This is a genomic window from Domibacillus sp. PGB-M46, assembly GCF_022668875.1.
Classification (GTDB): Bacteria; Bacillota; Bacilli; order Bacillales; family Domibacillaceae; genus Domibacillus.
The window spans coordinates 1-23413 of record NZ_JAKGCR010000032.1; the positions used below are offsets into that span (position 1 = coordinate 1).

At 45.1% G+C, this 23413-nt stretch carries 24 protein-coding genes; 18 read left to right on the plus strand and 6 right to left on the minus strand.

Translation table 11 applies throughout. The features are described from left to right. Positions 1 to 249: malic enzyme-like NAD(P)-binding protein (locus tag L2D08_RS21560; protein WP_304653945.1), on the plus strand; the 249-nt coding region annotated here is incomplete at its 5' end. Positions 250 to 512: 263 nt separating this feature from the next. Then, complete coding sequence (locus tag L2D08_RS21565) at positions 513 to 911, plus strand: sporulation protein (protein ID WP_242237167.1); 399 nt, start codon at positions 513 to 515, stop codon at positions 909 to 911. A gap of 14 nt (positions 912 to 925) precedes the next feature. Here the strand turns inward: L2D08_RS21565 and L2D08_RS21570 are convergent, their stop codons facing one another. Further along, on the minus strand, positions 926 to 2017 hold the full coding sequence (locus tag L2D08_RS21570; RefSeq protein WP_242237169.1) for an SLAC1 family transporter: 1092 nt from the start codon (positions 2015 to 2017) through the stop codon (positions 926 to 928). 102 nt (positions 2018 to 2119) lie between these two features. Then, positions 2120 to 2392 (minus strand): acylphosphatase, encoded by a 273-nt coding sequence (locus L2D08_RS21575; protein ID WP_242237170.1) that lies wholly within the window; start codon positions 2390 to 2392, stop codon positions 2120 to 2122. A 419-nt stretch (positions 2393 to 2811) separates the two neighbouring features. Here L2D08_RS21575 and L2D08_RS21580 point away from each other — a divergent pair, with 419 nt between their 5' ends. From L2D08_RS21580 to L2D08_RS21600, 5 genes are read left to right on the plus strand one after another with little or no spacing between them, the layout of a single operon-like run. Continuing rightward, positions 2812 to 3003, plus strand: coding sequence for a YwbE family protein (locus tag L2D08_RS21580; protein WP_242237172.1), 192 nt, complete (start codon positions 2812 to 2814; stop codon positions 3001 to 3003). Further along, positions 3000 to 3308 (plus strand): antibiotic biosynthesis monooxygenase family protein, encoded by a 309-nt coding sequence (locus L2D08_RS21585; RefSeq protein WP_242237175.1) that lies wholly within the window; start codon positions 3000 to 3002, stop codon positions 3306 to 3308. The genes L2D08_RS21580 and L2D08_RS21585 overlap by 4 nt, the downstream gene beginning before the upstream one ends. Continuing rightward, complete coding sequence (locus tag L2D08_RS21590; RefSeq protein ID WP_242237177.1) at positions 3305 to 3664, plus strand: hypothetical protein; 360 nt, start codon at positions 3305 to 3307, stop codon at positions 3662 to 3664. Before L2D08_RS21585 ends, L2D08_RS21590 begins: the two co-directional genes overlap by 4 nt. Beyond that, on the plus strand, positions 3661 to 4311 hold the full coding sequence (locus L2D08_RS21595; protein ID WP_242237179.1) for a cobalamin B12-binding domain-containing protein: 651 nt from the start codon (positions 3661 to 3663) through the stop codon (positions 4309 to 4311). The genes L2D08_RS21590 and L2D08_RS21595 overlap by 4 nt, the downstream gene beginning before the upstream one ends. After that, on the plus strand, positions 4298 to 5038 hold the full coding sequence (locus L2D08_RS21600; protein ID WP_242237181.1) for an STAS domain-containing protein: 741 nt from the start codon (positions 4298 to 4300) through the stop codon (positions 5036 to 5038). The genes L2D08_RS21595 and L2D08_RS21600 overlap by 14 nt, the downstream gene beginning before the upstream one ends. A 21-nt stretch (positions 5039 to 5059) precedes the next feature. On the opposite strand, the gene L2D08_RS21605 is transcribed toward L2D08_RS21600, so the two are convergent. Next, positions 5060 to 6016: an L-lactate dehydrogenase gene (locus L2D08_RS21605; protein WP_242237184.1), complete on the minus strand. Its 957-nt coding sequence runs from the start codon at positions 6014 to 6016 to the stop codon at positions 5060 to 5062. A 371-nt stretch (positions 6017 to 6387) separates the two neighbouring features. Between L2D08_RS21605 and L2D08_RS21610 the strand changes: the two genes are divergently transcribed. Next, complete coding sequence (locus L2D08_RS21610) at positions 6388 to 7782, plus strand: M28 family peptidase (RefSeq protein ID WP_242237186.1); 1395 nt, start codon at positions 6388 to 6390, stop codon at positions 7780 to 7782. A 58-nt stretch (positions 7783 to 7840) separates the two neighbouring features. Here L2D08_RS21610 and L2D08_RS21615 read toward each other — a convergent pair whose 3' ends face one another. Beyond that, on the minus strand, positions 7841 to 8635 hold the full coding sequence (locus L2D08_RS21615) for a TIGR00266 family protein (protein ID WP_242237187.1): 795 nt from the start codon (positions 8633 to 8635) through the stop codon (positions 7841 to 7843). Positions 8636 to 8688: 53 nt separating this feature from the next. Continuing rightward, the gene (locus tag L2D08_RS21620; protein WP_242237190.1) at positions 8689 to 9279 is read right to left on the minus strand and encodes a uridine kinase family protein; all 591 of its coding nucleotides are present in this window, start codon (positions 9277 to 9279) and stop codon (positions 8689 to 8691) included. Positions 9280 to 9374: 95 nt separating this feature from the next. Here L2D08_RS21620 and L2D08_RS21625 point away from each other — a divergent pair, with 95 nt between their 5' ends. Together L2D08_RS21625 and L2D08_RS21630 are read left to right on the plus strand one after the other, a co-directional pair. Next, complete coding sequence (locus L2D08_RS21625) at positions 9375 to 9827, plus strand: MarR family winged helix-turn-helix transcriptional regulator (protein ID WP_242237192.1); 453 nt, start codon at positions 9375 to 9377, stop codon at positions 9825 to 9827. Beyond that, a complete protein-coding gene (locus tag L2D08_RS21630) occupies positions 9824 to 12481 on the plus strand; it encodes an MMPL family transporter (RefSeq protein ID WP_242237194.1) in 2658 nt (885 codons plus the stop codon). The genes L2D08_RS21625 and L2D08_RS21630 overlap by 4 nt, the downstream gene beginning before the upstream one ends. A gap of 37 nt (positions 12482 to 12518) precedes the next feature. Here the strand turns inward: L2D08_RS21630 and L2D08_RS21635 are convergent, their stop codons facing one another. Continuing rightward, positions 12519 to 13412 (minus strand): AraC family transcriptional regulator, encoded by an 894-nt coding sequence (locus L2D08_RS21635; protein WP_242237196.1) that lies wholly within the window; start codon positions 13410 to 13412, stop codon positions 12519 to 12521. A gap of 129 nt (positions 13413 to 13541) precedes the next feature. Between L2D08_RS21635 and melA the strand changes: the two genes are divergently transcribed. The 8 genes from melA (at position 13542) to L2D08_RS21675 (ending at position 23343) form a co-directional block, all read left to right on the plus strand. Further along, positions 13542 to 14867, plus strand: coding sequence for an alpha-glucosidase/alpha-galactosidase (melA, locus tag L2D08_RS21640; RefSeq protein ID WP_242237198.1), 1326 nt, complete (start codon positions 13542 to 13544; stop codon positions 14865 to 14867). A 103-nt stretch (positions 14868 to 14970) separates the two neighbouring features. Next, positions 14971 to 16041 carry a LacI family DNA-binding transcriptional regulator gene (locus tag L2D08_RS21645; protein ID WP_242237201.1) on the plus strand — a complete coding sequence of 357 codons (1071 nt, stop codon included), beginning with the start codon at positions 14971 to 14973 and terminating at the stop codon, positions 16039 to 16041. A 27-nt stretch (positions 16042 to 16068) separates the two neighbouring features. Then, positions 16069 to 17331, plus strand: a complete 1263-nt coding sequence (locus tag L2D08_RS21650; protein ID WP_242237204.1) for an ABC transporter substrate-binding protein — start codon at positions 16069 to 16071, stop codon at positions 17329 to 17331. A 98-nt stretch (positions 17332 to 17429) separates the two neighbouring features. Continuing rightward, a complete protein-coding gene (locus L2D08_RS21655) occupies positions 17430 to 18326 on the plus strand; it encodes a carbohydrate ABC transporter permease (protein ID WP_242237247.1) in 897 nt (298 codons plus the stop codon). Then, entirely contained in the window at positions 18326 to 19156 is an 831-nt protein-coding gene (locus L2D08_RS21660; RefSeq protein WP_242237207.1) for a carbohydrate ABC transporter permease, read from the plus strand. Before L2D08_RS21655 ends, L2D08_RS21660 begins: the two co-directional genes overlap by 1 nt. Positions 19157 to 19620: 464 nt before the next feature. Further along, complete coding sequence (locus L2D08_RS21665) at positions 19621 to 20751, plus strand: GntR family transcriptional regulator (RefSeq protein WP_242237209.1); 1131 nt, start codon at positions 19621 to 19623, stop codon at positions 20749 to 20751. A gap of 139 nt (positions 20752 to 20890) precedes the next feature. After that, the gene (gene araD / locus L2D08_RS21670; protein WP_242237211.1) at positions 20891 to 21583 is read left to right on the plus strand and encodes an L-ribulose-5-phosphate 4-epimerase; all 693 of its coding nucleotides are present in this window, start codon (positions 20891 to 20893) and stop codon (positions 21581 to 21583) included. A gap of 128 nt (positions 21584 to 21711) precedes the next feature. Then, a complete protein-coding gene (locus tag L2D08_RS21675; protein WP_242237248.1) occupies positions 21712 to 23343 on the plus strand; it encodes a xylulokinase in 1632 nt (543 codons plus the stop codon). Positions 23344 to 23413 lie beyond the last annotated feature (70 nt).

Below are 23413 nucleotides of genomic sequence, written 5' to 3' on the forward strand. Positions count from 1 at the left end.
GGAGCGGCTTACGCGGCAGACGGACGCTCGGTCAACAACGTACTAGGGTTCCCGGGTATTTTCAGAGGCGTATTGAATGCAAGAGCAAATGATGTCACGCACCCAATGCTGGTTGCCGCAGCGGAAGCCATCGCATCCTGCACAAAACCGGGTGATCTTGTTCCGCATCCATTAGATCGGACCGTTCATGAACGCGTAGCAGCAGTGGTGGAACAAGCAGCGGCTGCGGAGAAAATTGCGGTGAAATAACCAGTAATGGACAAGGTAAACGAAATCAAGTATGATATGATTATACAATCGAACGAAAACTCCTAAAGGGGAGTAGCTTTAGCGGATTGGTCGTCATTTCAGAGTCTTGACTCTCGGCTTTTCCGGCAGCAGCAAGCTGTTAGTGAGACCTTTACCCAGCCGGTAAAGGTCTCTTTTTATGAAAAAAACCTTTACTGGCATCGGTAAGGGTTTTTTTCTATTTTATTTGACCATACTAATTCCAAACAAAAGGGTGGAGGAACATGATTATGATGCTGCGAAAATATATGTCACTGCTGGGGATTGGCTCAGCTCAAATTGACCTCGTTCTGCCGAAGCAGACGTACAGACCTGGAGAACAAATTGAAGCCTACTTTTTAATTCAAGGAGGAACGATTGAACAGCGGATCAACCGGATCGATTGTGATTTGATGCTGGAAAACCATGCGGATGAAACAAGCAAAACGATTGAAAGCCGCACGATTCTATCCAGCCGCACCATTGCTGCGGAAGAATTAAACAAAGTGCCGTTTACATTCCGGCTGCCAGAAGTTCTGCCGGTTCCAGGCCGTGATGAATCTTATCGATTTAAAACGAAGCTGACATTTGACCAGGGCGCAGAAAGCGTCGTCGATCAGGATTGGATCAAAATTGTCGTGTAAAACAGCGCGTCCAACTAGGCGCGCTGTTTTACGTGATCCCGGCTTTCTGACCACGGAAGTGAATCTTTGAAAAACAGTGTACATTCCGCCAGAAGAAGTAGAATAAGAACGGGAATGCCGGATTGAACGATCAGCTGCTGTACCATCACAAACGGGGCAGGTGCATGGGTAAAATCAATATGTATAGTAAACATGTAAAATGTGCCGAGTGTAAAATTACGTGCCCATTGTGAAACATGGTAGCGGCCAATCGCTTCATGAAGAGAATAAGCTTGAAGACGGGCAGCCATACGCCATAACTCAATGCTTTCAATAATGAAAAATAATAAAGCTGCCCATATCCACATCACGAGTATAACTTCACGTGTAAAAGCTCCTGAAACAATCGCTGCTATACCTGAAATAGACATGGCACCGTGAATGATACAATTCGTATTTTTCCAGCCATCGAGAATATCTCCCCGTCGAAAACGCTGAAAGCGGATTATAACAAGAACGAGATTTAAAAAATAAAGGAACAATCCGCCGGCAATCACAAATCGGCTGAGTAACTGCAAAAACGGTGTTTGAAACAGGGTATTACATAGTATCACAAGTGATTGTGTACTCACTGTCGATAAAAAAACAATGCCGTGAATCCGTGTATAATACTTAGCGGAAAGGATCACCTTGTAACTTTTCAGACAGAGCACCATATAAAACGCCCAAAGTCCTGTATTCAAGAGGGCAACAGTGAAAATAACCGGCTGTAAAAAGGGGAATTGATGAAATAAAACCAGGCATAAAATCGATGTAGCGGCTACCCATGTGCCAACGGCAAAGCTCTGGACGGGATGGGTTAAATACCGCTTTCGAAAAACACCCCTCAGTGCTGCTTTCATAAAGGAAAAAATTAAAAACAGCCAAATAAAAAAAAGCACTGCATCAATCAAATAGGAAGGCAGTACGAGCGGAATATGAAGCTGGGGGAAAACCCCAATTGAGAAAATGCCAATGGCCATAATCATCGCACCATAGGACGCATCTATACGAGTTCCCCGAAACAAGGGAGATTTAATAATTAAAAGAAGCAAAAACAAAAGCGGTCCAAAGAACAACCGATACATCACAACAGTCTCCTTTTTTCCATTTTCGATCTATTTACTAGGTTTTTAGGAAAACAATTACCAAAAATACTTGTTTAATCATAGCAACGGAAAAAAAGAGTGTCAATACTTGATTCGAAAGGAAGTAAGAGACTCCAGCGGTACACGTTCCTCTTCAATATGATGAACCTTTGCAAAGTGGTTTCCTTTTTTTAAATCTGCTATAAAGGCGTCCAGCTCTGCCAGGGAACCCTCTGCATGAACAGCGACTGTGCCATTATCAAGGTTTTTCACCCAGCCGGAAACACCATGATCGGCAGCAGTCATTTGGGCAAAATAGCGAAAACCAACTCCCTGTACTTTTCCAGAAACCGTTAAATGACGAGCCTGTTTCATATAAATCCTCCTTTTTGCACGTTCATCTATCCAATAAAAACCCTATTCAAAAACAATGATGTTCTGTTGCTTTGGCAATTATTATAATACCCGCTTTGAGCAAACAGGTAAACAAACTGCCGGACAGCAAGCAAGTAAAATCGTTTGTCAGCATATCCCTTTATTTCTTTGGCAAGCAGGGAGTGCGGCTGGTTGGATAAAAGATGATAAGGCGGCGGGCGGCTTCCCTATAGGCCCTTTTTAAAAAGTGATGCTTCCTGAAAAGCCGCTTGCCTGCTTTCTAAATTTGTCTACACTTCGAGACAGGTATAACCTGTCTCTTTTCTTTGTTTCTAGAGGTTTGAGCCGTTTTTCTTCGATTATTGAAACAAAAACCTTTATACTAGTACTAATAACTGGAACAAAGAGGGGTATGAGTGATGAACGGACAAAACAGGAGTGAGATTAAACCCGGCTTGAAGGTCAACATCATTTTAAAGAAGGACCAGCGGACGGGTAATAAAACAAGCGGTACGGTCAAAGACATTTTAACAAAATCCAGTTTTCATCCGCATGGCATTAAAGTCCGTCTTGAAGATGGGCAAGTTGGACGGGTATGTGATATTTTATGAGCTATATTGTTCATTCTATTGTCAACGTGCCGCCGGATAAGATTGATGAAACCATTTCTATTTATCAAAACCGGTCCAAGCTTGTAGACGAGTATGAAGGCTTTGTATCTTTCGGGCTGCTGCAAAATGAAAAGCGCCCATCTGAATTAACCGTTCAGCTCGTCTGGGAATCAAAAGAGGCTTATATGAAATGGGTAACAAGCGAAGCTTTTCAAAAAGTGCACGATCTAGAAAAGAATTACCCGGATCAGGAGCTCGCTTCGATCGTCCCAAAAGTGCAAAAGTACCGTGTGGTAGCTACATGAATCAAAGCCGGATTGACCAGTGTATTGATATAATTATGAATGGAATGTACCGTGATTATCCAGAACTCGAGGAACGATTTGGTGAGTATGGGAAAGTAAAATGCCGCGAAGACAATCATCACCATTTTCACCATTTAAAAACGGCTTTTACGCTTCAACATGGACAGTTTTTCATTGACTATGCACATTGGCTGACGAATCTGCTCGTTTCACGTGGAATGAAAGCGGCGCATGTGATCGATAATTTTAAACGAATCTACCATGTTTTGGAGGAAGAGAATTCCGATGAGGCGTTATTTTACCGCACGGTTTTGACAGAGGCGATAGCCGATATTGAAAGAAGGGAAGCGAAATGAACACAGAAGCAGCGAAACTAGCCCATCTGCTGCTTGATGGCGATGTGGATGCAAGCTTTGCTTTTTTATGTGATCTTCGCGAAAAAGGGTGGACGTCGGTCGATATTTACCAGTCTATCGTCGGTGGGGCGATGCAGCATATCGGGTTTCTGTGGGAACAGGATGATATCTCTGTGGCAGATGAACATTTAGCAACGGCTACATGTGATTTTATGATTTCCCGTTTTCATGCACAAGCGAAACGAAAAACGTCCAGCCGTAAAGTAATGTTTTTATGTGTAGAAGAAGAGCAGCACACGCTTGGCATGCGGATGGCATCGCTGCTGTTTGAAGAAAATGGCTGGAAAGTGCGGATGATGGGGGCGAATTTACCGCTTGAACACGCCGTTTCTGCTGCAGAAAAGTGGAAACCGGATGTGATTTGTTTATCTGTCACGATTTTGTATCATGTACCGGTCTTGAAATCATATGCGGAAGCATTGGAGTCCTTGCCGTTCCGCCCAAAAATCATTGTGGGAAGCCGTCTTTTATCCATATATGATTTATCACCTTATTGCACGCCGAACACGCTTTTTATAAGGGATTATAAAAAGTTAACTGACTGGATGAATGATCAAAGCGAGGGGAAAGCAAGTGGGGCATCTTAAGTCTATGCCGCTGCCGACTTTTCGAGTAGATCGAAAGCTGAATGTTCTTGAATGTTCCGAATCGGCACAACGCCGGTTCGGGAACCAGCGGAATTTGGAATCGATCGTAGATGAAGGAAGCCAGCGGAAATTAACAAAACTGCAAGAACAATCAACAACCATTGAACTGGCTCTGTTAACTGTTGGGTTAAAGCCCGAAGCTTTTTCAGTGTCCGTTCAATGGGACGAGCATGAAGGGTATCTGCAGTGTGTCGGGCTTGACCGCCGGCTCGCCCGTTTGGAGAAAATGGTGCACCAGCAGCAGATGAGGCTTGCCGAGGCCGATTTTCAGCTTCTTGAAAAAAAAGAAGAAGCCGAAGCCGCGCTCATTAAAATGAAGGAGCGCTCTGCTCCGCTCATTGCGCTGAGCAGCACGACAGCACTCATTCCAATGTTTGGCGATTTGGACTCCGCCCTGATGGAACAAACAAAAGATGCATTATCACAACGTTTTTACGATGGGAATTATGAATACCTGTACATCGATTTTACAGCAGTGGATTTGATTACACTGTCTGGTATTGAGCAGTTTAACCAACTCGTTGACATTCTGCTCTTACTTGATGCGAACATTCGAATCGTAGGAGTGAAACCTGCCCACGCGCCGTTTTTAAAAAACCACCGGCACAGCGGTCTTGTTTATGCCAGCTCCATTCAAGTAGAAAGCGAAAGCCTGTTGAAAAAATAGGGCTTTCGCTTTTTTCGTGCATTATTCTTTCCAAAATGGCTCCTGAACTTTTTTCAATGTCTGCACGCTATGATCAAATAACTCTTTTTCACGTTCACTAAGTGGAATCTCCACTACATCCCGGACACCATAGCGGTTAATGACAGCCGGTACGCCGATATAAACATCATGATGGCCAAACTCTCCTTCGAGAAGAGCAGAGACAGTCAGCACGACGTCCTGATTTTGCAGGATTGCCCGGGAAATGCGAGTAAGCCCCATTGCAATTCCGTAGTAAGTAGAGCCTTTTGCTTCAATAATTTTATACGCCGCATCTCGAACCTGTACGGCAATTTCCTTCATTTTTTCTTCCGGGTTTTCATGCTCATCCCGCGCGAGGTAGTCTTTCAGTGGAATCCCCGCAATGTTGGCGCTGCTCCAAACGGCTACTTCGGTATCGCCATGCTCGCCAATAATAGATGCATGAACGCTGTGCAGCGCAACACCGAAGTTTTCGCCAAGCAGGTAACGGAAGCGGGCCGTATCTAAGATTGTGCCAGAGCCGATGACACGCTCTTTTGGCAGGCCGGAAAATTTCCACGTCGCATACGTTAAAATATCCACTGGGTTTGTAGCAATCAAAAAAATGCCATCAAAGCCGGAAGCCATTACTTCACCAACAATATTTTTAAAAATCGCCATGTTTTTTTCAACCAGTTCAAGGCGTGTTTCACCGGGCTTCTGGTTAGCGCCTGCGCAGATCACGACGAGAGCTGCGTCCACGCAGTCTTTATATTTACCAAAGCTTACTTTTGTAGAAGTAGGAGCATAGAGGACGCCGTGATTTAAATCCATCACATCGCCCTTTGATTTTTGTTCATTTAAATCAATCAGAACAAGCTCATCGCATACACCCTGGTTTAACATGGAAAACGCATAGCTTGATCCCACTGCACCTGTACCAATAAGAACGACTTTATTGCCTCTGATTTCAATCATCCTAAAACACTCCTCTATTTGATAAGTAAGAGAATTGAGTTGTTAATGTAGATTTTTTCACAAAATTGTTATAAAATGCTGAAATTCAAATTCGATTCCCATTTTTAAAAGATTGTGACAGTATATGTTTACATTTAGACACACCTTTTACTTATTCCCCAGTTAAGGGTAAGTAAAATAATGTAAAAGACATGGGGGAATAGATACAAGCAAGCTGAATAAAAAGAAACGATTTCCGTCAAAATCCTCTTTCTCTTTTAATGAGAACTTGTAATCTATGGAATCATATGCAAATAATGAGAATAATTCCTCTTTTCAGAAAAAACAAGACTATTTTAAAATAATAGTAACTTTCAGAAGGAGGTTCGAAGATGAAAAAACCTGTTTTAAAGCTGACAATAGCCGCTGCTATCACAGCCGGTACATTTAGTTTTCAAACTGCAGCAGTCCAGGTTAAACCTGTTTATGCGCAGCAGCCGGTGAATGTTTTGGATCGTAAGGTTGTTCAACATTTCAACGTGGAAAATGTGTATCAAAACATTGATTATTTATCGAAAGAACCTCGCATTGCTGGGACAGAATCAGAAGAAAAAGCAGTTCAATACATTCAATCCCAGTTTCAATCCTACGGTTATGAAACAGAGATTCAGCCTTTTACGTTTTTAAGCTACACGGAGCCGGAATCTATTTCTCTCTCCATCGAAGGCTTCGATGACACATTTACACCCTCTGCTTTTACATACACAGTGAGCGGCAGCATCACAGGAGAGCTGGCGGTGGCCGGTCTTGGTAAAAAAGAAGAGCTTGCGGACTTGAGTTTGACGGGGAAAATCGCTCTTATTCAGCGCGGAGAAATTAGTTTTGCCGAAAAAGTGCTTAATGCAGCCGAAAAGGGCGCTGCCGGCGTGATTATCTATAACAATACGGATGGTGCCCTAAATGGAACATTAGGAGAAGCGAATGATGCATACGTTCCGGCTGTTTCTTTAACAAAAGCCGAAGGAGAAGCGCTTGCTGCGAAAGCAGCAGCGGAAACACTGACGGCTTCCCTGACCGTTGAAGGAGCAAGCGTTGACGAAAAAACCTCGCATAATGTGATCGCGGTGAAAAAGCCAGCAAATCAAACCAAAGCAACGAATGACATTATCGTCGTTGGTGCTCACCATGATTCTGTACCGGGCGCTCCCGGTGCAAACGATGATGCGTCCGGGTCGGCCATGACGCTGGAGCTCGCTCGGTTGTTTAAAGATATTCCAACCGATACGGAGCTTCGCTTTATTACATTCGGAGCAGAAGAAGTCGGGCTGCTTGGTTCCGAGTACTATGTAGACGGGCTGCCGGAAGAAGAAGTTTCGCGCATGATCGCGAATTTTAATTTAGACATGGTCGGAAGCAGAGATGCCGGTGATTTGGTGATGATGACAGCGGATGGTGAACCCAATCTGGTAACTGAGCTGGCACAGGCATCGAGCACGCGCTTGAATGGAGAAGCAATCCCTTATCTTGAAGGCGGCCGCAGCGATCATGTTCCATTCGCGGAAGCGGGGGTTCCTGCTGCTCTGTTTATTCACGATCCGGCGGAGCCTTGGTATCATACGCCGGATGATACAATCGATAAAATTAGTAAAGAAAAACTTCAGGACGTGGGTGAAATTGTTGGAACGGCCATTTATGAAAAAGCCCGTTTTGATAATCAGGGGATCAAGGTGAAGAAAGCGGGCAAAGTAAGCGTTCCTCATTTATATCATAACGAAGACATTCAGTGAGACGTAAAGCAAAAAGGCCGGTGCTCCCGATTGGGAACACCGGCCTTTTAGTTCAGGATTAGTCGTCGTCGCCGCCGATAAAGTCAAACAGGCCGGACAGTCCGCCCTCACCCTTTGATCCGCCGTTTTGCGGCATTGCCGCAAAAACACGGCTGGCCAAGCGGCTGAATGGAAGAGACTGTATCCATACCGTCCCAGGTCCCCGAAGCGTCGCAAGGAACAAGCCTTCACCGCCAAAGAGGGCTGTTTTTACACCGCCAACTGCTTCAATATTGTAATCAACATCACCAGTCATAGCGACAAGGCAGCCCGTATCTAAACGAATCAATTCGCCCGGAGCAAGGGTTTTTTCATAAATTGTTCCGCCAGCATGAACAAATGCCATTCCGTCGCCTTCAAGCTTCTGCATAATAAAGCCTTCACCACCGAAAAAACCGGTGCCGAGCTTGCGCTGCAGTTCAATGCCTATTGATACGCCTTTTGCTGCTGCCAGAAACGCGTCTTTTTGGCAGATAATCTTGCCTTGATGTTCACTTAAATCCATGGGAACGATTTTCCCAGGGTACGGTGAAGCGAATGAAACATGTTTTTTGCCGCTGCCTTCATTGGTAAAGGTCGTCATAAACAAGCTTTCGCCTGTCAGCATACGTTTCCCTGCGCCGAGCAGCTTGCCCATCAAGCCGCTGCCGCGGTTTGAGGAGCCATCGCCAAAAATGGTCTCCATTCGAATGCCATCGTCCATCATCATCAAACTGCCGGCTTCGGCGATAACCGTTTCCTGCGGATCAAGCTCCACCTGTACAAACTGCATATCATCGCCAAATAATTGAAAGTCAATTTCGTGATTGTTCATGATTTATCCTCCTTATGATCAGCTAAATGTACGGTTTGTTCGTGTAAAAAGTTTCAGTTCAGGGCAGAAAGAATTGTAAGATCATCTCCGCCTGTTCCACTGACCACAACGTTTGCAGAGCCAGCGGGGTTTTGTTCACTCATATACACTTTCTCTGCCGGCATCCACAACTCCTCCCAAAGATGCCGTTTTTCCTCGCCGTCCCGCTCAATCCCGCGCTCGAGCCGGAGTTCTTCCGGGCTTTCCACCCATATTTTAAAGTGATAGTAAGGCAGAAGAGGCCGAACCATTGTATAGCAGCCTTCTACAATTACAAATCCGCCTGCCGGCACATCGTGTGCTTCTGCAAGCTGATCCGTTTCCCAGTCATATCGTTCGTACCGGGCCGGCTTGTTTTGGCTGAGCGGTTTTAACACCTGTTTTTCGAGCCGCTTTAAATCCCAGCTGCCTCCGATTTCACTGCTCCGTCTGCTCGACAGCGCATAAAAATCGTCCGCATGAACAATTACGGCTTCGCTGCCAAGTGACTGCTGCAAGGCGCGGGCCAGCGTGCTTTTTCCAGCCCCGCCCCCGCCATCAATCGCAATTAGATAGGTGTGCTGTTCTTTCTTGCTAAATAAAGCGGTTAATCCATTGATATTCATAAAAAATCCCCTCCTCCTAGAAATTATACCTTATCTGTTGACGGATAACCGTTTACCCTCTAAACTAAATGCAGGAAGTTTAGGGGGTAAACAATATGGAAAAACAGCTGCGTGAAGCGGTGGAATTGTTTGAGGAAGTGATCGTTTACGGAACCGAGCGAATCCTTAAGTCGATTGACGATCCGATTGTGCATGAATTTTCACCGGAACAAATTCAAATGATGAAAATTATCGAAAAGCATGGACCCATTACATCGAGCAGCCTGGCGGTGATGCAGGGGGTGCATAAAAGTGCTATTTCCAATCGCATGAAAAAGCTGGAGGAAAAAGGACTGATTCAAATGGTGAGATCAGAAAGCGATCAACGGACAAAATGGGTGGAGCTGACGGAGGAAGGCCGGGAATTTATTCAAAAAACGAGGGAATGTGTTTCAAACTTTATTTCTTCGCTCCTATCCAGCCATATTGACGAGCAGGAAGTGGAGCAGTTTGTGAACATGTTCCGCAAGCTAAAAGAAATTATAAAGATAGGTGAGGATCATAGATGAGAAGGATCATTCAATGGCGCTGGCCGATTTTTGTCAGCCTGCTCATTTTAACGGCAGCCCTGTTTTTACTGGCGCCTAATTTATCCAAGCAGGCCGAACAGGCGGGGTCATTCCAGCTGCCGGGTGACGCAGATTCACAGCGGGCAGCCGACCTGCTTGAGCAGGCGGGAGCTGGAGAAGAAACCATTTCGCTTGTTTTCCAGCTGGATCAGCCGCTTACGAAACAGGCACAGCAGTCCATTGCCGAAAGTGTAGCATCCCTTGAGAAAATGGACGGTCCGATTACAGATGTGATGGATCCATTTGAAAGTGAAGAAATAAAAAAGCAGCTTGTATCAAAGGATCAAAAAACCATTCTTGTACCGGTTACAGTAGATGGAACACAGGATGAGATTAATCGCCTGGCTGATGAGATCCGCGCGGAAGTGCTGCCGGATGATCTGACTGCGTACGTAACAGGTGAAGCCATCATCAATAATGATGTCAATAAAAGCTCGCAGGAGGGGCTTAAGCGGACAGAGCTCATTACAGTTGGATTGATTTTCGTTCTGCTTTTAGCTGTTTTCCGGTCGATTGTCACACCGCTTATTCCGCTTGCGGCTGTCGGCTTTACTTACCTGCTGAGCCAGTCACTTGTGGCATTTTTCATCGACTGGTTTGGGTTTCCTGTTTCGAACTACACGCAGATTTTTCTTGTCGCAGTGTTGTTCGGAATTGGAACAGATTATTGCATTTTGCTGCTCAGCCGGTACAAAGAAGAGCTGCAGGCAGGTCATTCAGTTGAAGACTCAATCGTGAATACGTATAAAACAGCTGGACGCACACTTTTGGTCAGCGGCATTGCTGTTTTTATCGGCTTTTCGGCGATCGGCTTTGCGGATTTCCCGATTTTCAAGTCAGCGGTCGGCGTGGCTGTGGGAATTGCCGTGCTTATTGTTGTGCTGTTTACCCTTGTGCCGTTTTTTATGGCTGTTTTAAAAGAAAAGCTGTTTTGGCCGTCGAAAAAGTCTGCTTCCCATGACGACAGCAAGCTATGGGCCTGGTTCAGCAGGTTATCTGTTCGCCGTCCGCTTCTTTCTATGCTTGTTGTTGCCGTTATTACCGTACCGCTTCTGTTTACGTATGACGGAAAGCTTTCGTTTAACACGGTAGATGAGATTGGCAGTAACTATGAATCTGTGAAAGGACTGGATGCGATTGCAGAAGGGTTTGGCAACGGCGATTCACTTCCAGTTACCGTGCTGATAAGCGGAAAGGAAGATATGGCAACTGAAGAAACGGTTCCGTATCTTGAATCCATTAGTAAAGATATTTTAAAAGTCGATGGTGTAAAGTCGGTGCGGACCCTTACCCGGCCAACAGGTGAAGCGCTCGATGAGCTATATGTGGATAACCAGCTGGGCACACTGACAGATGGTCTTGTGGACGCGCGGGACGGCCTGCTGCAAGTGCAGGATGGCCTTGCGGATATTCAAAACGGGTTAACACAGGCAGAGGGACAGATTCCATCTGGAAGTGAAGCTGCTTCTGGTGCAGAAGGGCTGCAGCAGGCAGCATCGGGCATCGGGCAGGTCAACGAACAGATCGGCCGTATTTCTGCCGGCATGGAGCAGTCGGGCAATGCAGAGCAGGCAGCTGCCCAGCTTGGAGCTGTGCAGCAGCAGCTTGGCAAAATCGGCCAGGGAATCAATGCAGCGGCAGGAGACCTTGAAGGAACTGCCGGCCAGGTCGGCCAGCTTGGCGGAGGACTATCCCAGCTTGCCTCTGGAGTAGGAGATGCAAACGATGGGCTGGCAGAGATTGCACAAGGTCTTACAAAAGCCGCTCAGACGACCCGGTCCATGAGCCAATCGAAAAGTGTCCATGATACCGGTATCTATATTCCTGACGGCACATTGGAAAGAAAAGAATTTAAAGATGTGCTCGACCGCTATACATTAAATGACGAAAAAACGATTAAGCTGGAAGTAGTGCTGTCTGAAGACCCGTATTCTCCTCAAGCGATTGACAGCATTGAAGAAGTGAAGCGGGCAATGAAACGGGCATCCATTGACACCCCGTTTGAAGGAGCAACATTTGCTTACAGCGGCATTTCCAGTGTAAATAGTGATTTAAAAGATATTTCATCGAATGATTTCAGCCGTACAGTAATCATTATGCTTGCCAGTTTGTTTGTTGTGCTGACGCTGCTGTTCCGTTCAGTTATTATGCCGCTTTACATGATCGGTTCGCTGCTTTTAACGTATTATACATCCGTTGCTGCAGCAGAATTAATTTTTATAAACGGTCTTGGCTATGACGGCGTCAGCTGGGCTGTTCCGTTTTTCGGATTTGTGATGCTAGTTGCGCTCGGTATTGACTATTCCATTTTCCTTCTTGACCGTTTCCGGGAAGAAGCGAGGGATGGTGTCAGCGTTCAGCAGGCGATGTCTGTGTCCATGGCCAAAATGGGTACCGTGATTATTACGGCCGCGATTATTTTGGCCGGCACCTTTGGCGCGATGATGCCGTCTGGTGTGCTCAGCCTAGTTCAAATCGCAACAATTGTGATTACAGGGCTTCTCCTGTATGGACTCATTGTTCTGCCGCTGCTCATTCCGGCCGTAACCGTCTCCTTTAACCAGGGAGTCTGGTGGCCATTCAAGCGAAAATAAAAAAGCTGCTCCGCTATTGCGAGCAGCTTTTTTTTGCTTAATCGATAATAACGTGCTGAAAGTCTGTCATTTTTTTGTCACGGCGGAAGCTGTCAGCAGACATGCCAATCATTTTTTTAAATACCTTGCTGAAATAGTTCGCATTGTCATAGCCGGTTTGAAGAGCGATTTCATGAATAGTTTTGTTCGTGGTCGTTAATAGCTCCATCGCTTTTTGCATGCGGACTTTAGCCAAGTGCTGAATGGGCGTTGTGTTCATATATTTTTGAAACTTGTTTGTAAAGTAGTACTTGGAAAGCCCCGCATGATGGGCAATCTCATCAAGAGACAGCGGCTGGTCGTAATGGGAGGCCATAAACTGCAGGGCTGCCCGAATGTCATCCGGAATGCTTGCTTTTGGCTGGTCCAGTCCTTTGGCAAACCGGTATAGTCCCATAATAAATTCGTACGCGCGGGCAGAAGAGGTAAACGTGTCTTCAATACCTTCTTTCAGAGCAAATTGATAGATTTTCTGCAGCAAAAAAACAAGTGGGGCGGCGTCTTCGAGCTGAACAATCGGGCCCAGTTCGTTTGTTAACTGAGTCCAGCACTCTTTTGCTTTCTTTCCTTCCAGTGTAATAAAGAAAAACTCCCATTCTGGACTTTCTGATGGAAGGTAGTAGCAATGGTTACTTGGAACCTCTACGATAAAGGCTTGCCCCGGCCGGACCGCCATCGTCTGGTCTCCGACCTGGATTTCTCCCCAGCCCTTTACGGTATATTGAAAAATAAACGTATTATGGTCGTTCGGCCGCATGCGCCCGTCCCAATAGTAATCGGTGGAGGTGCGTTTTTCAAAGCCGATCGAAGCAATGCGGGCTGAATCTGTTAAAGGTTCCTTTGAATGGTGATAAACAAAACTATGGTGAGGATCATCTGGGAGTGAGAACAATATATTACCCCTTTTCCGATTTTATTTACCATTGTTCGAAAAATGAAAGCGTTATATTATTTGGTATAAGAAATACATTAATTAAAATTTACTAAAATTTCAACATGAACTTTTAATGGAGGCGGGCAAATGAAAAAAATTACGTTTATTGGCGCAGGAAGCACAATTTTTACGAAAAATGTGTTAGGTGACTGCATGATGTCCCCGGCACTTCAGGACTTTGAATTTGCACTGTTCGATATTGATGAAAATCGCCTGTCAGAGTCGGAAGTATTGCTTAAGGCACTGAAGAATACGCTGAATTCGGGTGTTACGATCAACACGTACACAGACCGGAAGGAAGCGCTGAAAGATGCCAAATATGTAATCAACGCTATTCAAGTTGGAGGCTATAAGCCAAGTACGGTCATTGATTTCGAAATCCCGAAAAAATACGGCTTGCGCCAGACAATCGCGGACACCATCGGTATTGGCGGCTTGTTCCGGGCGCTGCGCACCATCCCGGTTATGCTTGATATTGCAAAAGATATGGAAGAGGTGTGCCCGGATGCATGGCTTCTAAACTACACCAATCCGATGGCTACATTAACAGGTGCTGTTTCCCGCTACACAAATGTAAAAATGGTTGGGCTTTGCCACAGCGTGCAGGTATGCACAAAAGATCTGCTGAAGGATCTCGGCATCCCGCATGAAAATGTTGAAGAGCGCATCGCCGGCATTAACCATATGGCATGGCTTCTTGAGATTAAATCCAATGGCAAGGATTTATACCCGGAAATTAAAAGAAGAGCAAAAGAAAAGCAGCAAACGAAGCATCATGACATGGTGCGGTACGAGCTGATGGATAAATTCGGCTTTTACGTGACAGAATCTTCCGAACATAATGCTGAATATCATCCGTTCTTTATTAAAGAAAAGTATCCAGAGCTGATTGACCGCTTCAACATCCCGCTTGATGAGTATCCACGCCGCTGTGAGGAACAGATCGACAACTGGCTGAAAACAAAAGAAGAGCTGATGAATGACCAGAACTTAACACACGAACGCTCTCACGAATATGGCTCGCGTATTATTGAAGCCATGGAAACGAACGAGCCGTTTGTATTTGGCGGAAATGTGTTAAATACGGGCGGACTTATTTCAAACCTGCCGGAAAAAGCGGTAGTGGAAGTACCGTGTATCGCGAATCGAAATGGTATCACCCCGGCTTATATGGGTGAACTTCCTGAACAGCTGGCGGCGCTGAACCGCTCTAACATTAACACGCAGCTTTTAACGATTGAAGCAGCGATTACAAAATCGACAGAGAAAATTTATCAGGCAGCTATGCTTGACCCGCACACAGCAGCGGAGCTTTCGATGGATGACATTATCAGCTTGTGTGATGACTTAATTGAAGCACATGGCGACATGCTGCCGGAATATCAATCATCTAAACAGCCGATCAGACAGTAAAACTGTCTGATTTTTCAAAAAAATTATTTTGTAAGCGCTTATTATCCGTGATATGATCGTTTTGAAAAGTAAAATTTACTAAACGATCAGTGAGGGATGCCACATGGTGACGATCAAAGATATTGCTAAACGGATAAATGTATCTCCTTCAACCGTATCGAGAGTGTTGAATCACGACGAAACACTTTCCGCTTCTCCGGAAACAAAACAAAAGATTTTTGATACAGCAAAAGAGCTGAATTACCGGACAGTTAAAAGCAGACGGCTGCAAAGCCAGGTACAGAAACAAGAAGGAACTAAAAACGAGACGTTTAACCTCGGTATGGTACTGGTTCAAACACAAGAGGAGGAAGCGAGTGACCCCTACTGGCTGTCTATCCGTGAAGGTATTGAAAAAGAATGTGCAGTCCGGGGGATCAGCTCATTAAAGCTGATCCGCCTTCAGGATATGGTAAAAGCAAGAGAGGAGCTCGCTGAGCTCGACGGCCTGCTCATAGTAGGCAGAATTGATTACTTGATTTTGCAGACAATTCGCGAATACAACCGCAATATAGTGCTCATTAATCAGCATACCTATGAAGATCAATACGATTCGATCATTTTTGATTATGAAAAAGCTGCCAGCCAGGCAATGGATCACCTGGCGGCCCAGGGATATGAAAGAATCGGTTATATTGGCGGCACGGAACGAATTTCCGTCGAACAGGAGCAGTCATTAAAAAAAATCTATACACCTGATGCGAGAAAAACGATTTACGAAAGCAAAATGAAAGAGCGCGGCTTGTATGACCCAAGCCTGCTGTTTGTGAAAGAGTATTCCATTCAGTCCGGCTACGATTTGATGAAAGAAGCCATTGAGCAGGGAAACGTGCCGGACGCTTTTTTCATTGCGAGTGATTCGATGGCCATCGGCGCAATGAGAGCGCTTCATGAAGCCGGTATCCAGGTGCCGGATGACGTCGCGATTGTCAGCTTTAACGATATCAAAATGGCTCAATTTACGTCTCCGCCATTGACCACCGTTAAAATACCGACCGAAGAAATGGGGCGGCTCGGTGTTCGAACAATGCTTGACCGGCTGGATGGCCGGGAAATGCCCATTAAAATTATGGTGCCAACAGGGCTGGTAGTCCGTGAAAGCTGCGGAGCACTGCGCCAGCAGGAGCGACAATAATATCCAACGAAAATCGGAGGGAATTCCATGAAAAAACAAGTCACATTATCTGTTCTTTCTTTATCCGCCATGATGGCTTTGTCGGCTTGCGGCAAGGACAGCGCAGAGGGCGGCGGCAGCGGGGACCAAGTGAAACTGACGATGATGTCGACGGCCACGACAAAAGCAGATCAGCAGATTTTCAAAGAAGTCGTGGCGGATTTTGAAAAAGCGCATCCGGAAATTGATATTGAAGATACGTATCCAGGCGACGGCTATGAAGATTTTGCACGTGTTAAAATGGCCGCAGATGATATGCCGGATCTTTTTGATACACATGGCTGGGCGAAAAGCCGGTACGGGGAATATACAGAAGATTTAAGTGATATGGATTGGGCCAAAAACCTGGATGAAGCGATGAAGCCAATTCTGACAGATGACAAAGGAAAGCTCCACGCGTATCCGGTTAACCAGGCACTGGACGGAATGTCTTACAATAAAACGCTATTGGACAAGTATGGGATCGAGCCGCCGAAAACGTTTGATGAATTGATGGCGGCGCTTGAAGAAGTGAAAAAGAAAAGTAAAGGAGAAGTGGTGCCATTCTGGCTCGGCGGTTCGGATAAAAGCCAGTTCGGCCAATACTTCGATGAATTTGCGACAACGCTTTTAATTACAGACAAGGAAAACAGCCATGGGGAAGAACTGCTCGACGGATCGTTTGATTGGTCTAATTACACATACCTGCCTGAGAAGCTGAAAGAAATGAATGATAAAGGACTGTTAAACAAAGACGTGCTGACGGCTCAGGTAACACAGGGTGCTGAATTGATGGCACAAAACAAAATTGCCTTCACGATGCTGAATGGATCAGTCGGGCGTGAAGTATCCGAATTAAATCCGGAGGTCCAAGTCGGCACGATTCCGGTACCAGCTATTCATGAAGGAGACTCACCAAGCTGGATTGGCGGCGAACGGTTTACCCTTGCAGTTGCAAAAAATTCAGAACACAAAGAAGAAGCCAAGCAGTTTATCGAATATCTTGCTCAGCCGGAAGTGGCTAAAAAGCTTGCAGAAGGCACATCTCTTCCAGATGCACTGACAAACGTAGATGCAGACAACTATTTTGCGGAATTTTACAAACAGTACGAAGGCACGCAAATTCAGCCGTACTTTGACCGTGTCTACCTGCCAAGCGGCATGTGGGATCCAATGGGAGCAACCGGACAGGAGCTGATTGCTGGCACGATGAAACCGGAGCAGGTATCCAAAAAGATGGAAGAGGAATATAAGCGCTTAAGAGCAGAATAAGGGATGGAACAGGGAGGCAGCTGCTTCTCTGGCCAACCGGCTCGTAAAGGAGATGGATAAAAATGGCCGCACTGACGAAAGCACCCGACAAAACAAGCATGAAAACAAAAAGCGCCAAGTTGAAAAGAAGCCGCCGGGAATCGTCTCTTTGGTGGATGTATCTGCCTAGTGTCCTGATTGTCGTTTTGTTTATTGTATATCCGTTTATAGATGGAATCCGTATTTCCTTTACCAACTGGAACGGATTCTCGCAAACGTACGATTACATTGGGCTTGATCAATATAAGCGTATGTTCGCCGACCCTGATACATGGCTTGTTGTAAAAAACACATTGCTGTACGGCATAGGCAGTACGATTTTACAAAACATTGTCGGACTGGGTTACGCTTTATTGCTCAATCACAATTTAAAAGTACGCTCTTTCACGCGAACGGTTATTTATCTGCCTGTTATTATCAGCCCGCTCATTATGGGCTACATCTGGTATTTCTTCTTTGCATTTCAAGGAGGAGCATTAAATGATATTTTCCTTCTGTTTGGAAAAGAGCCGATTAACGCGCTCGGCAACCCCGCTGTAAACCCGTATATTATTGTTTTTGTGAACACTTTCCAATTCGTCGGTATTGCCATGATTATTTATTTGGCAGGACTGCAAAGCATTTCAAAAGATTATTACGAAGCAGCGAACATAGACGGAGCAACCGGCTGGCAAAAGTTTAAAAACATTACAATTCCGCTTCTTATGCCGTCTATTACTATTAATATGGTGCTGAATATTATTGGCGGATTAAAGCTTTTTGATGTAATTGTCGCTTTGACAAATGGCGGGCCGGGGAATGCTTCCCAATCGATGTCTACTTTTATGTACAATCTTTATTTTTCACGCCAGGATGCAGGCTATGCGGCGACCCAGGGGGTTTTAATGGCGGTTATTATTTTAATTATCAGCATGGCGGCACTTATCTACTTTAAACGAAAAGAGGTTGAAGCGTAATGGAACAAATATCTTCAAGAACAAAATGGCTGCTGACCGGGCTCGCTCTTGTCATTACGCTTTTTCACCTCATCCCGTTTTATATACTGATCACCACATCGCTGAAAAAAGTAGGGGATTTCACGTCGAAATGGGCGTTTCCTACTTCCTTTGATACCGAAAATTTTGCGCTTGCCTGGGAGCAGGCAAATCTCGGCAACGCGTTTATCAACACAGCGATTATTACCATTTGCTCAGCCGTTTTATTGATCTTTTTTGGCTCAATGGCGGCATATGCATTGGCACGCCGGACAACAAAGCTGAATAAATACGTGTACATGCTGTTTGTTGGAGTGATGGTAATTCCACCGCTAACAGCACTTGTACCCCTGTACCGGCTTGTTGTCGATGTCGGCTTGATGAACACCCACCTTGTTGCGATCTTAAATAATGTGGCCGCTTTTATGCCGCTCACGATTTTCCTTTATGCCGGCTTTATCCGTTCAACGATTCCGAAAGAATTGGAAGAAGCAGCACGAATCGACGGAGCGAGTACACTTGGTGTTTTTTTCCGGGTTGTATTCCCGCTTTTAAAGCCCATTACGGCGACGGTATTAATCATTTCCTCCGTTTATATTTGGAACGACTATCAATTTGCGATTTTCTTCCTGCAGGATTCGAGCGTGCAGACCTTAACGGTAGCCCTGGCTGGTTTCTTCGGGCAAAATTCAAGCCAGTTGAATCTAGTAGCAGCCGCGGCCCTTATGGCCTCGCTGCCAATGGTAATGGTATTCTTGTTCCTGCAGCGTTTCTTTATTGAAGGACTTGCAGCTGGCAGTGTAAAAGGATAATGAAAACGGCCTTCTTATGAGAAGGCCGTTCCAAATTGTAGACAAATGATATGTATGACCGTGCACATGAATAGGATGGATCGGCGGCGTCCAGGCAGCTCCGCTTTCCATGGGGCGGGCGCTGAGCCCGTTCGTCCCATAGGAGTCTGCATCGCCTTCCCGCCGCCAAGTGGCTTGCGGCAAGATTGTATAGGGAAGTTCCTATCTTTCTGTTTAAAAAAGAGAAAATGTCTATTCGTTCTTTGCTTATGGGTCTTCCACATCCCTTATCGGCTCTTTCTTAAAAGTGAAAGACTTGTCTACATACTGAAACGGCCTTCTTATGAGAAGGCCGTTCTTTTTTAGATGAATGAGCAGGAAGCCGGCTCTTCGTTGACTGAATAAAACTGCATACATCTTATTTTTTTGTGATAATATATACGTATAAGTTATAGGGAAAAGAAACAAAACGGGGAGGTGATCGCTTGGCGACTAAACACAGCATCGTGAAGCAAGCGATTCAATCGCGCATTTTAGATGGTACATTTTTGCCTCACCAAAAAATCAGTTCGGAAAGTGAGCTGATGAAGGAGTTTGGAGTCAGCCGCCACACGGTGAGGCTTGCAATAGGCGATCTTGTCAACAAAGGCTGGCTTTACCGGGAACAGGGAGCAGGCACATTCTGCGCTGACCGTCAGGCAAACGGTGCGGTTTTGGACCCAGCCGGACAGAAAAACATTGCCCTTATTACAACGTATATTTCAGAATATATTTTTCCGTCCATTATTCGGGGCGCAGAGTCTGTATTGAGTGAGCAGGGCTATCATGTCACACTTTTCAGCACAAACAACGATCATCAAACAGAACGGGAGATTTTAGAGAAAATTCTGTCCGGTTCATTTGATGGAGTGATTGTTGAGCCAACCAAAAGTGCATTCAGCAATCCGAATATCAACTATTATTTAAATTTAGAACGGCAGAACATTCCCTATGTGATGATGAATGCCTACTACGATGAGCTTGAGCCTCTTTATGTCGCGGTTGACGACGAACGAGGCGGTTTTCTGCAGACGGAGTTTTTAATTAAGCAGGGATACCGAAATATAGCCGGTTTTTTTAAAACCGATGATATCCAGGGGGTCAAGCGGATGAAAGGCTTCCTGAAAGCGCATCGGAAGCATCAGATTCCCATTGAACCGCAAAATATTATTACGTATTACACCGAAGAAAAGGAAACCAAGCCGGCTCGGGAACTGGAGCAGCTGCTCAAGCAGCAGGGAAACGGGATACCGGATTCTCTCGTGTGCTACAATGACCAGCTTGCGCTCAGCCTGCTGAACCTTCTGCGTGAGAAAAAACTTCGTGTCCCAGAGGATATCGCCATGGTTGGATATGACGACTCCTTTTTAGCTGATGTATCTGAAGTAAAGCTCACTACAGTCACGCATCCGAAAAGTGATCTTGGCAGGGAAGCGGCGCGGCTTATTTTAGAACTTGTTCAAGAAAAGAAAGGGTTAGCTGCAAAAAAAGAACCAAAACAGGAGCCTATTTTATTTGAACCGGATCTTCACATCCGGTCATCTGTTAAAATAGCAGAGGGAGCACATAAACAATAACTTGTTTATGTGCTTTTTATTTTTTTCTACAAGTTATTGAAGGTTTATCATAATAGATATTGATTATGCGTACATATTATACTATTATGGATTTTAAGAAGTGAATATATACGTATAAGTTAAAGTGAGGAGGCTTTTTATGCTGGATCAATTAAAGCAGGAAGTGCTGGAAGCGAACCTGTCCCTTCCAAAGCACGGACTTGTTACTTTTACATGGGGAAATGTAAGCGGTTTCGATGAAAGGGAGCAGCTTGTCGTTATTAAACCGAGCGGCATCGCGTATGACCAGCTGACTGTAGAGGACATGGTTGTCGTAGACTTGGACGGAAATGTAGTGGAAGGGACGCTAAAGCCTTCATCGGATACGGCCACGCACTTGATTCTATACAAGCATTTTTCAGGGATTGGCGGGGTGGTTCATACTCACTCTCCTTGTGCGACAAGCTGGGCGCAGGCGGGCAGACCTATTCCAGCGCTTGGAACTACACATGCTGACTATTACTATGGGGAAGTTCCCTGTACCCGCCCGCTGACAAGGGAGGAAATTGAACAGGCATACGAAGTGGAAACCGGCAATGTCATCATCGAAACCTTTACCCACCTTGATCCAAAAGCCATGCCTGGTGTTCTCGTGTACGGACATGCGCCGTTTAACTGGGGAAAAACGCCGAGTGAAGCGGTTCATAATGCAGTTGTATTGGAAGAAGTGGCCAAGATGGGCTTAAATACGTTTCATCTGAATCCTGACACTGAGCCTATTGACCAATTTTTGCTGGATAAGCATTATTTGCGGAAACACGGAGTTAACGCCTATTACGGACAAAAAGGATAAACCGATATAGCGTCGTCGATAAGGGGCTTCGGGATCAAGCTTAAAGCTGGCTGTAAATGAACCCTTTAGCACCCGGCAAAGTCTAATGGGGAATTGTACATTATCGATTAAAAGGAAGTGGCTGAATGATGAATAAGCTGGATTTAATAAAAGCTGATATCGCTGGCAGTCGAACAGCTTTAGGTATTGAGTTTGGTTCTACTCGTATCAAGGCCGTGTTGATTGATTCTAACCATTCGCCCATAGCTTCTGGAAGCTATGGATGGGAGAATCGTTTGGAAGGGAGAATATGGACATATTCTCTTGATGACATTTGGAAGGGTCTTCAAACAAGTTATCAAGAAATGGCAAATGAAGTGAAAGAAAAGTATGGAGTAATCCTTCAAAGGGTTGGAGCCATTGGTTTTAGTGCGATGATGCACGGCTATATGGCGTTTAACAAAGACGGAGAGCTGCTGGTTCCATTCCGTACTTGGAGGAACTCGATCACTGAACAGGCAGAAAAAGAATTAACAGCCCTTTTTAATTATAATATCCCGCAAAGATGGAGTATTGCTCATTTATATCAAGCGATTATAAACGGAGAAGAACATGTAGAAAATATTGATTTTTTCACAACACTAGCTGGCTATATCCATTGGAAACTGACCGGCCAAAAAGTTTTAGGGGTTGGAGATGCTTCCGGTATGTTTCCGATTGATGTGGAAACAAAGAATTACGATACAAGGATGATTCAAGCTTTTAATGATTTGATTATTGAAAAGAATTATCCATGGAAGCTGAAAGAGATTTTGCCGCAGGCGATGCAGGCGGGTGATGAAGCCGGGCAATTATCAGAAAATGGCGCCAAGCTACTAGACGTGAGTGGAAACCTTCAAGCTGGCATTCCGCTATGTCCTCCAGAAGGCGACGCAGGAACGGGTATGGTTGCAACCAACAGTGTTGCCCGGCGTACGGGAAATGTCTCAGCAGGAACGTCAGTGTTTGCGATGATCGTGCTGGAAAAAGAATTGAAAAAGGTTTATCCAGAAATCGACCTCGTGACCACTCCCTCTGGAAGCTTGGTTGGTATGGTTCACGCGAATAACTGTTCTTCTGACATCAATGCCTGGATGAAGCTGTTCGAAGAGTTTTCAGAAGCCCTGGGTTATCAAGTAAATAAGGATAAACTGTTTGAAGTCTTGTTCAATAAGGCTCTTGAAGGGGATAAGGAGTGCGGAGGGCTACTGTCTTACGGTTATTATTCTGGCGAGAATATTACAGGAATGAGAGAAGGCCGGCCGTTATTCGTCCGTTCACCAGAAAGCAATTTTAACCTTGCAAACTTTATGCGTGTACATTTATTTTCGGCACTTGGCACTTTAAAAATCGGAATGGACATTCTTTTACAGGAAGAAAATATTGGGATCGACAAGATTTTGGGACATGGGGGTCTGTTTAAGACCAAGGGTGTTGGACAGAAGATCATGGCCGCAGCCATGAATGCGCCTGTATCTGTTATGGAAACTGCTGGTGAGGGCGGTGCTTGGGGAATTGCGCTGCTTGCATCTTTTACAGCTAATAAAGAAGAAAATGAATCATTGGAAGAGTATCTGGATAAAAAGGTATTTGGCGACAATGTCGGCGTGGAATTAGAGGCAGACGAAGAAGATGTAGAAGGTTTTGGAGCCTTTATGGATCGTTATAAACAAGGACTTGCCATTGAGCGAGCCGCTATTGATCATTTACTCATTCAAAAGAAGGTAGGGCAGCTGGTTTAAAGAAAAAGTTTTTTTAAATGGTCTTGAAGATGTCTATTAAAAACGACAATAACCCAAAGGAGCGAGAAGT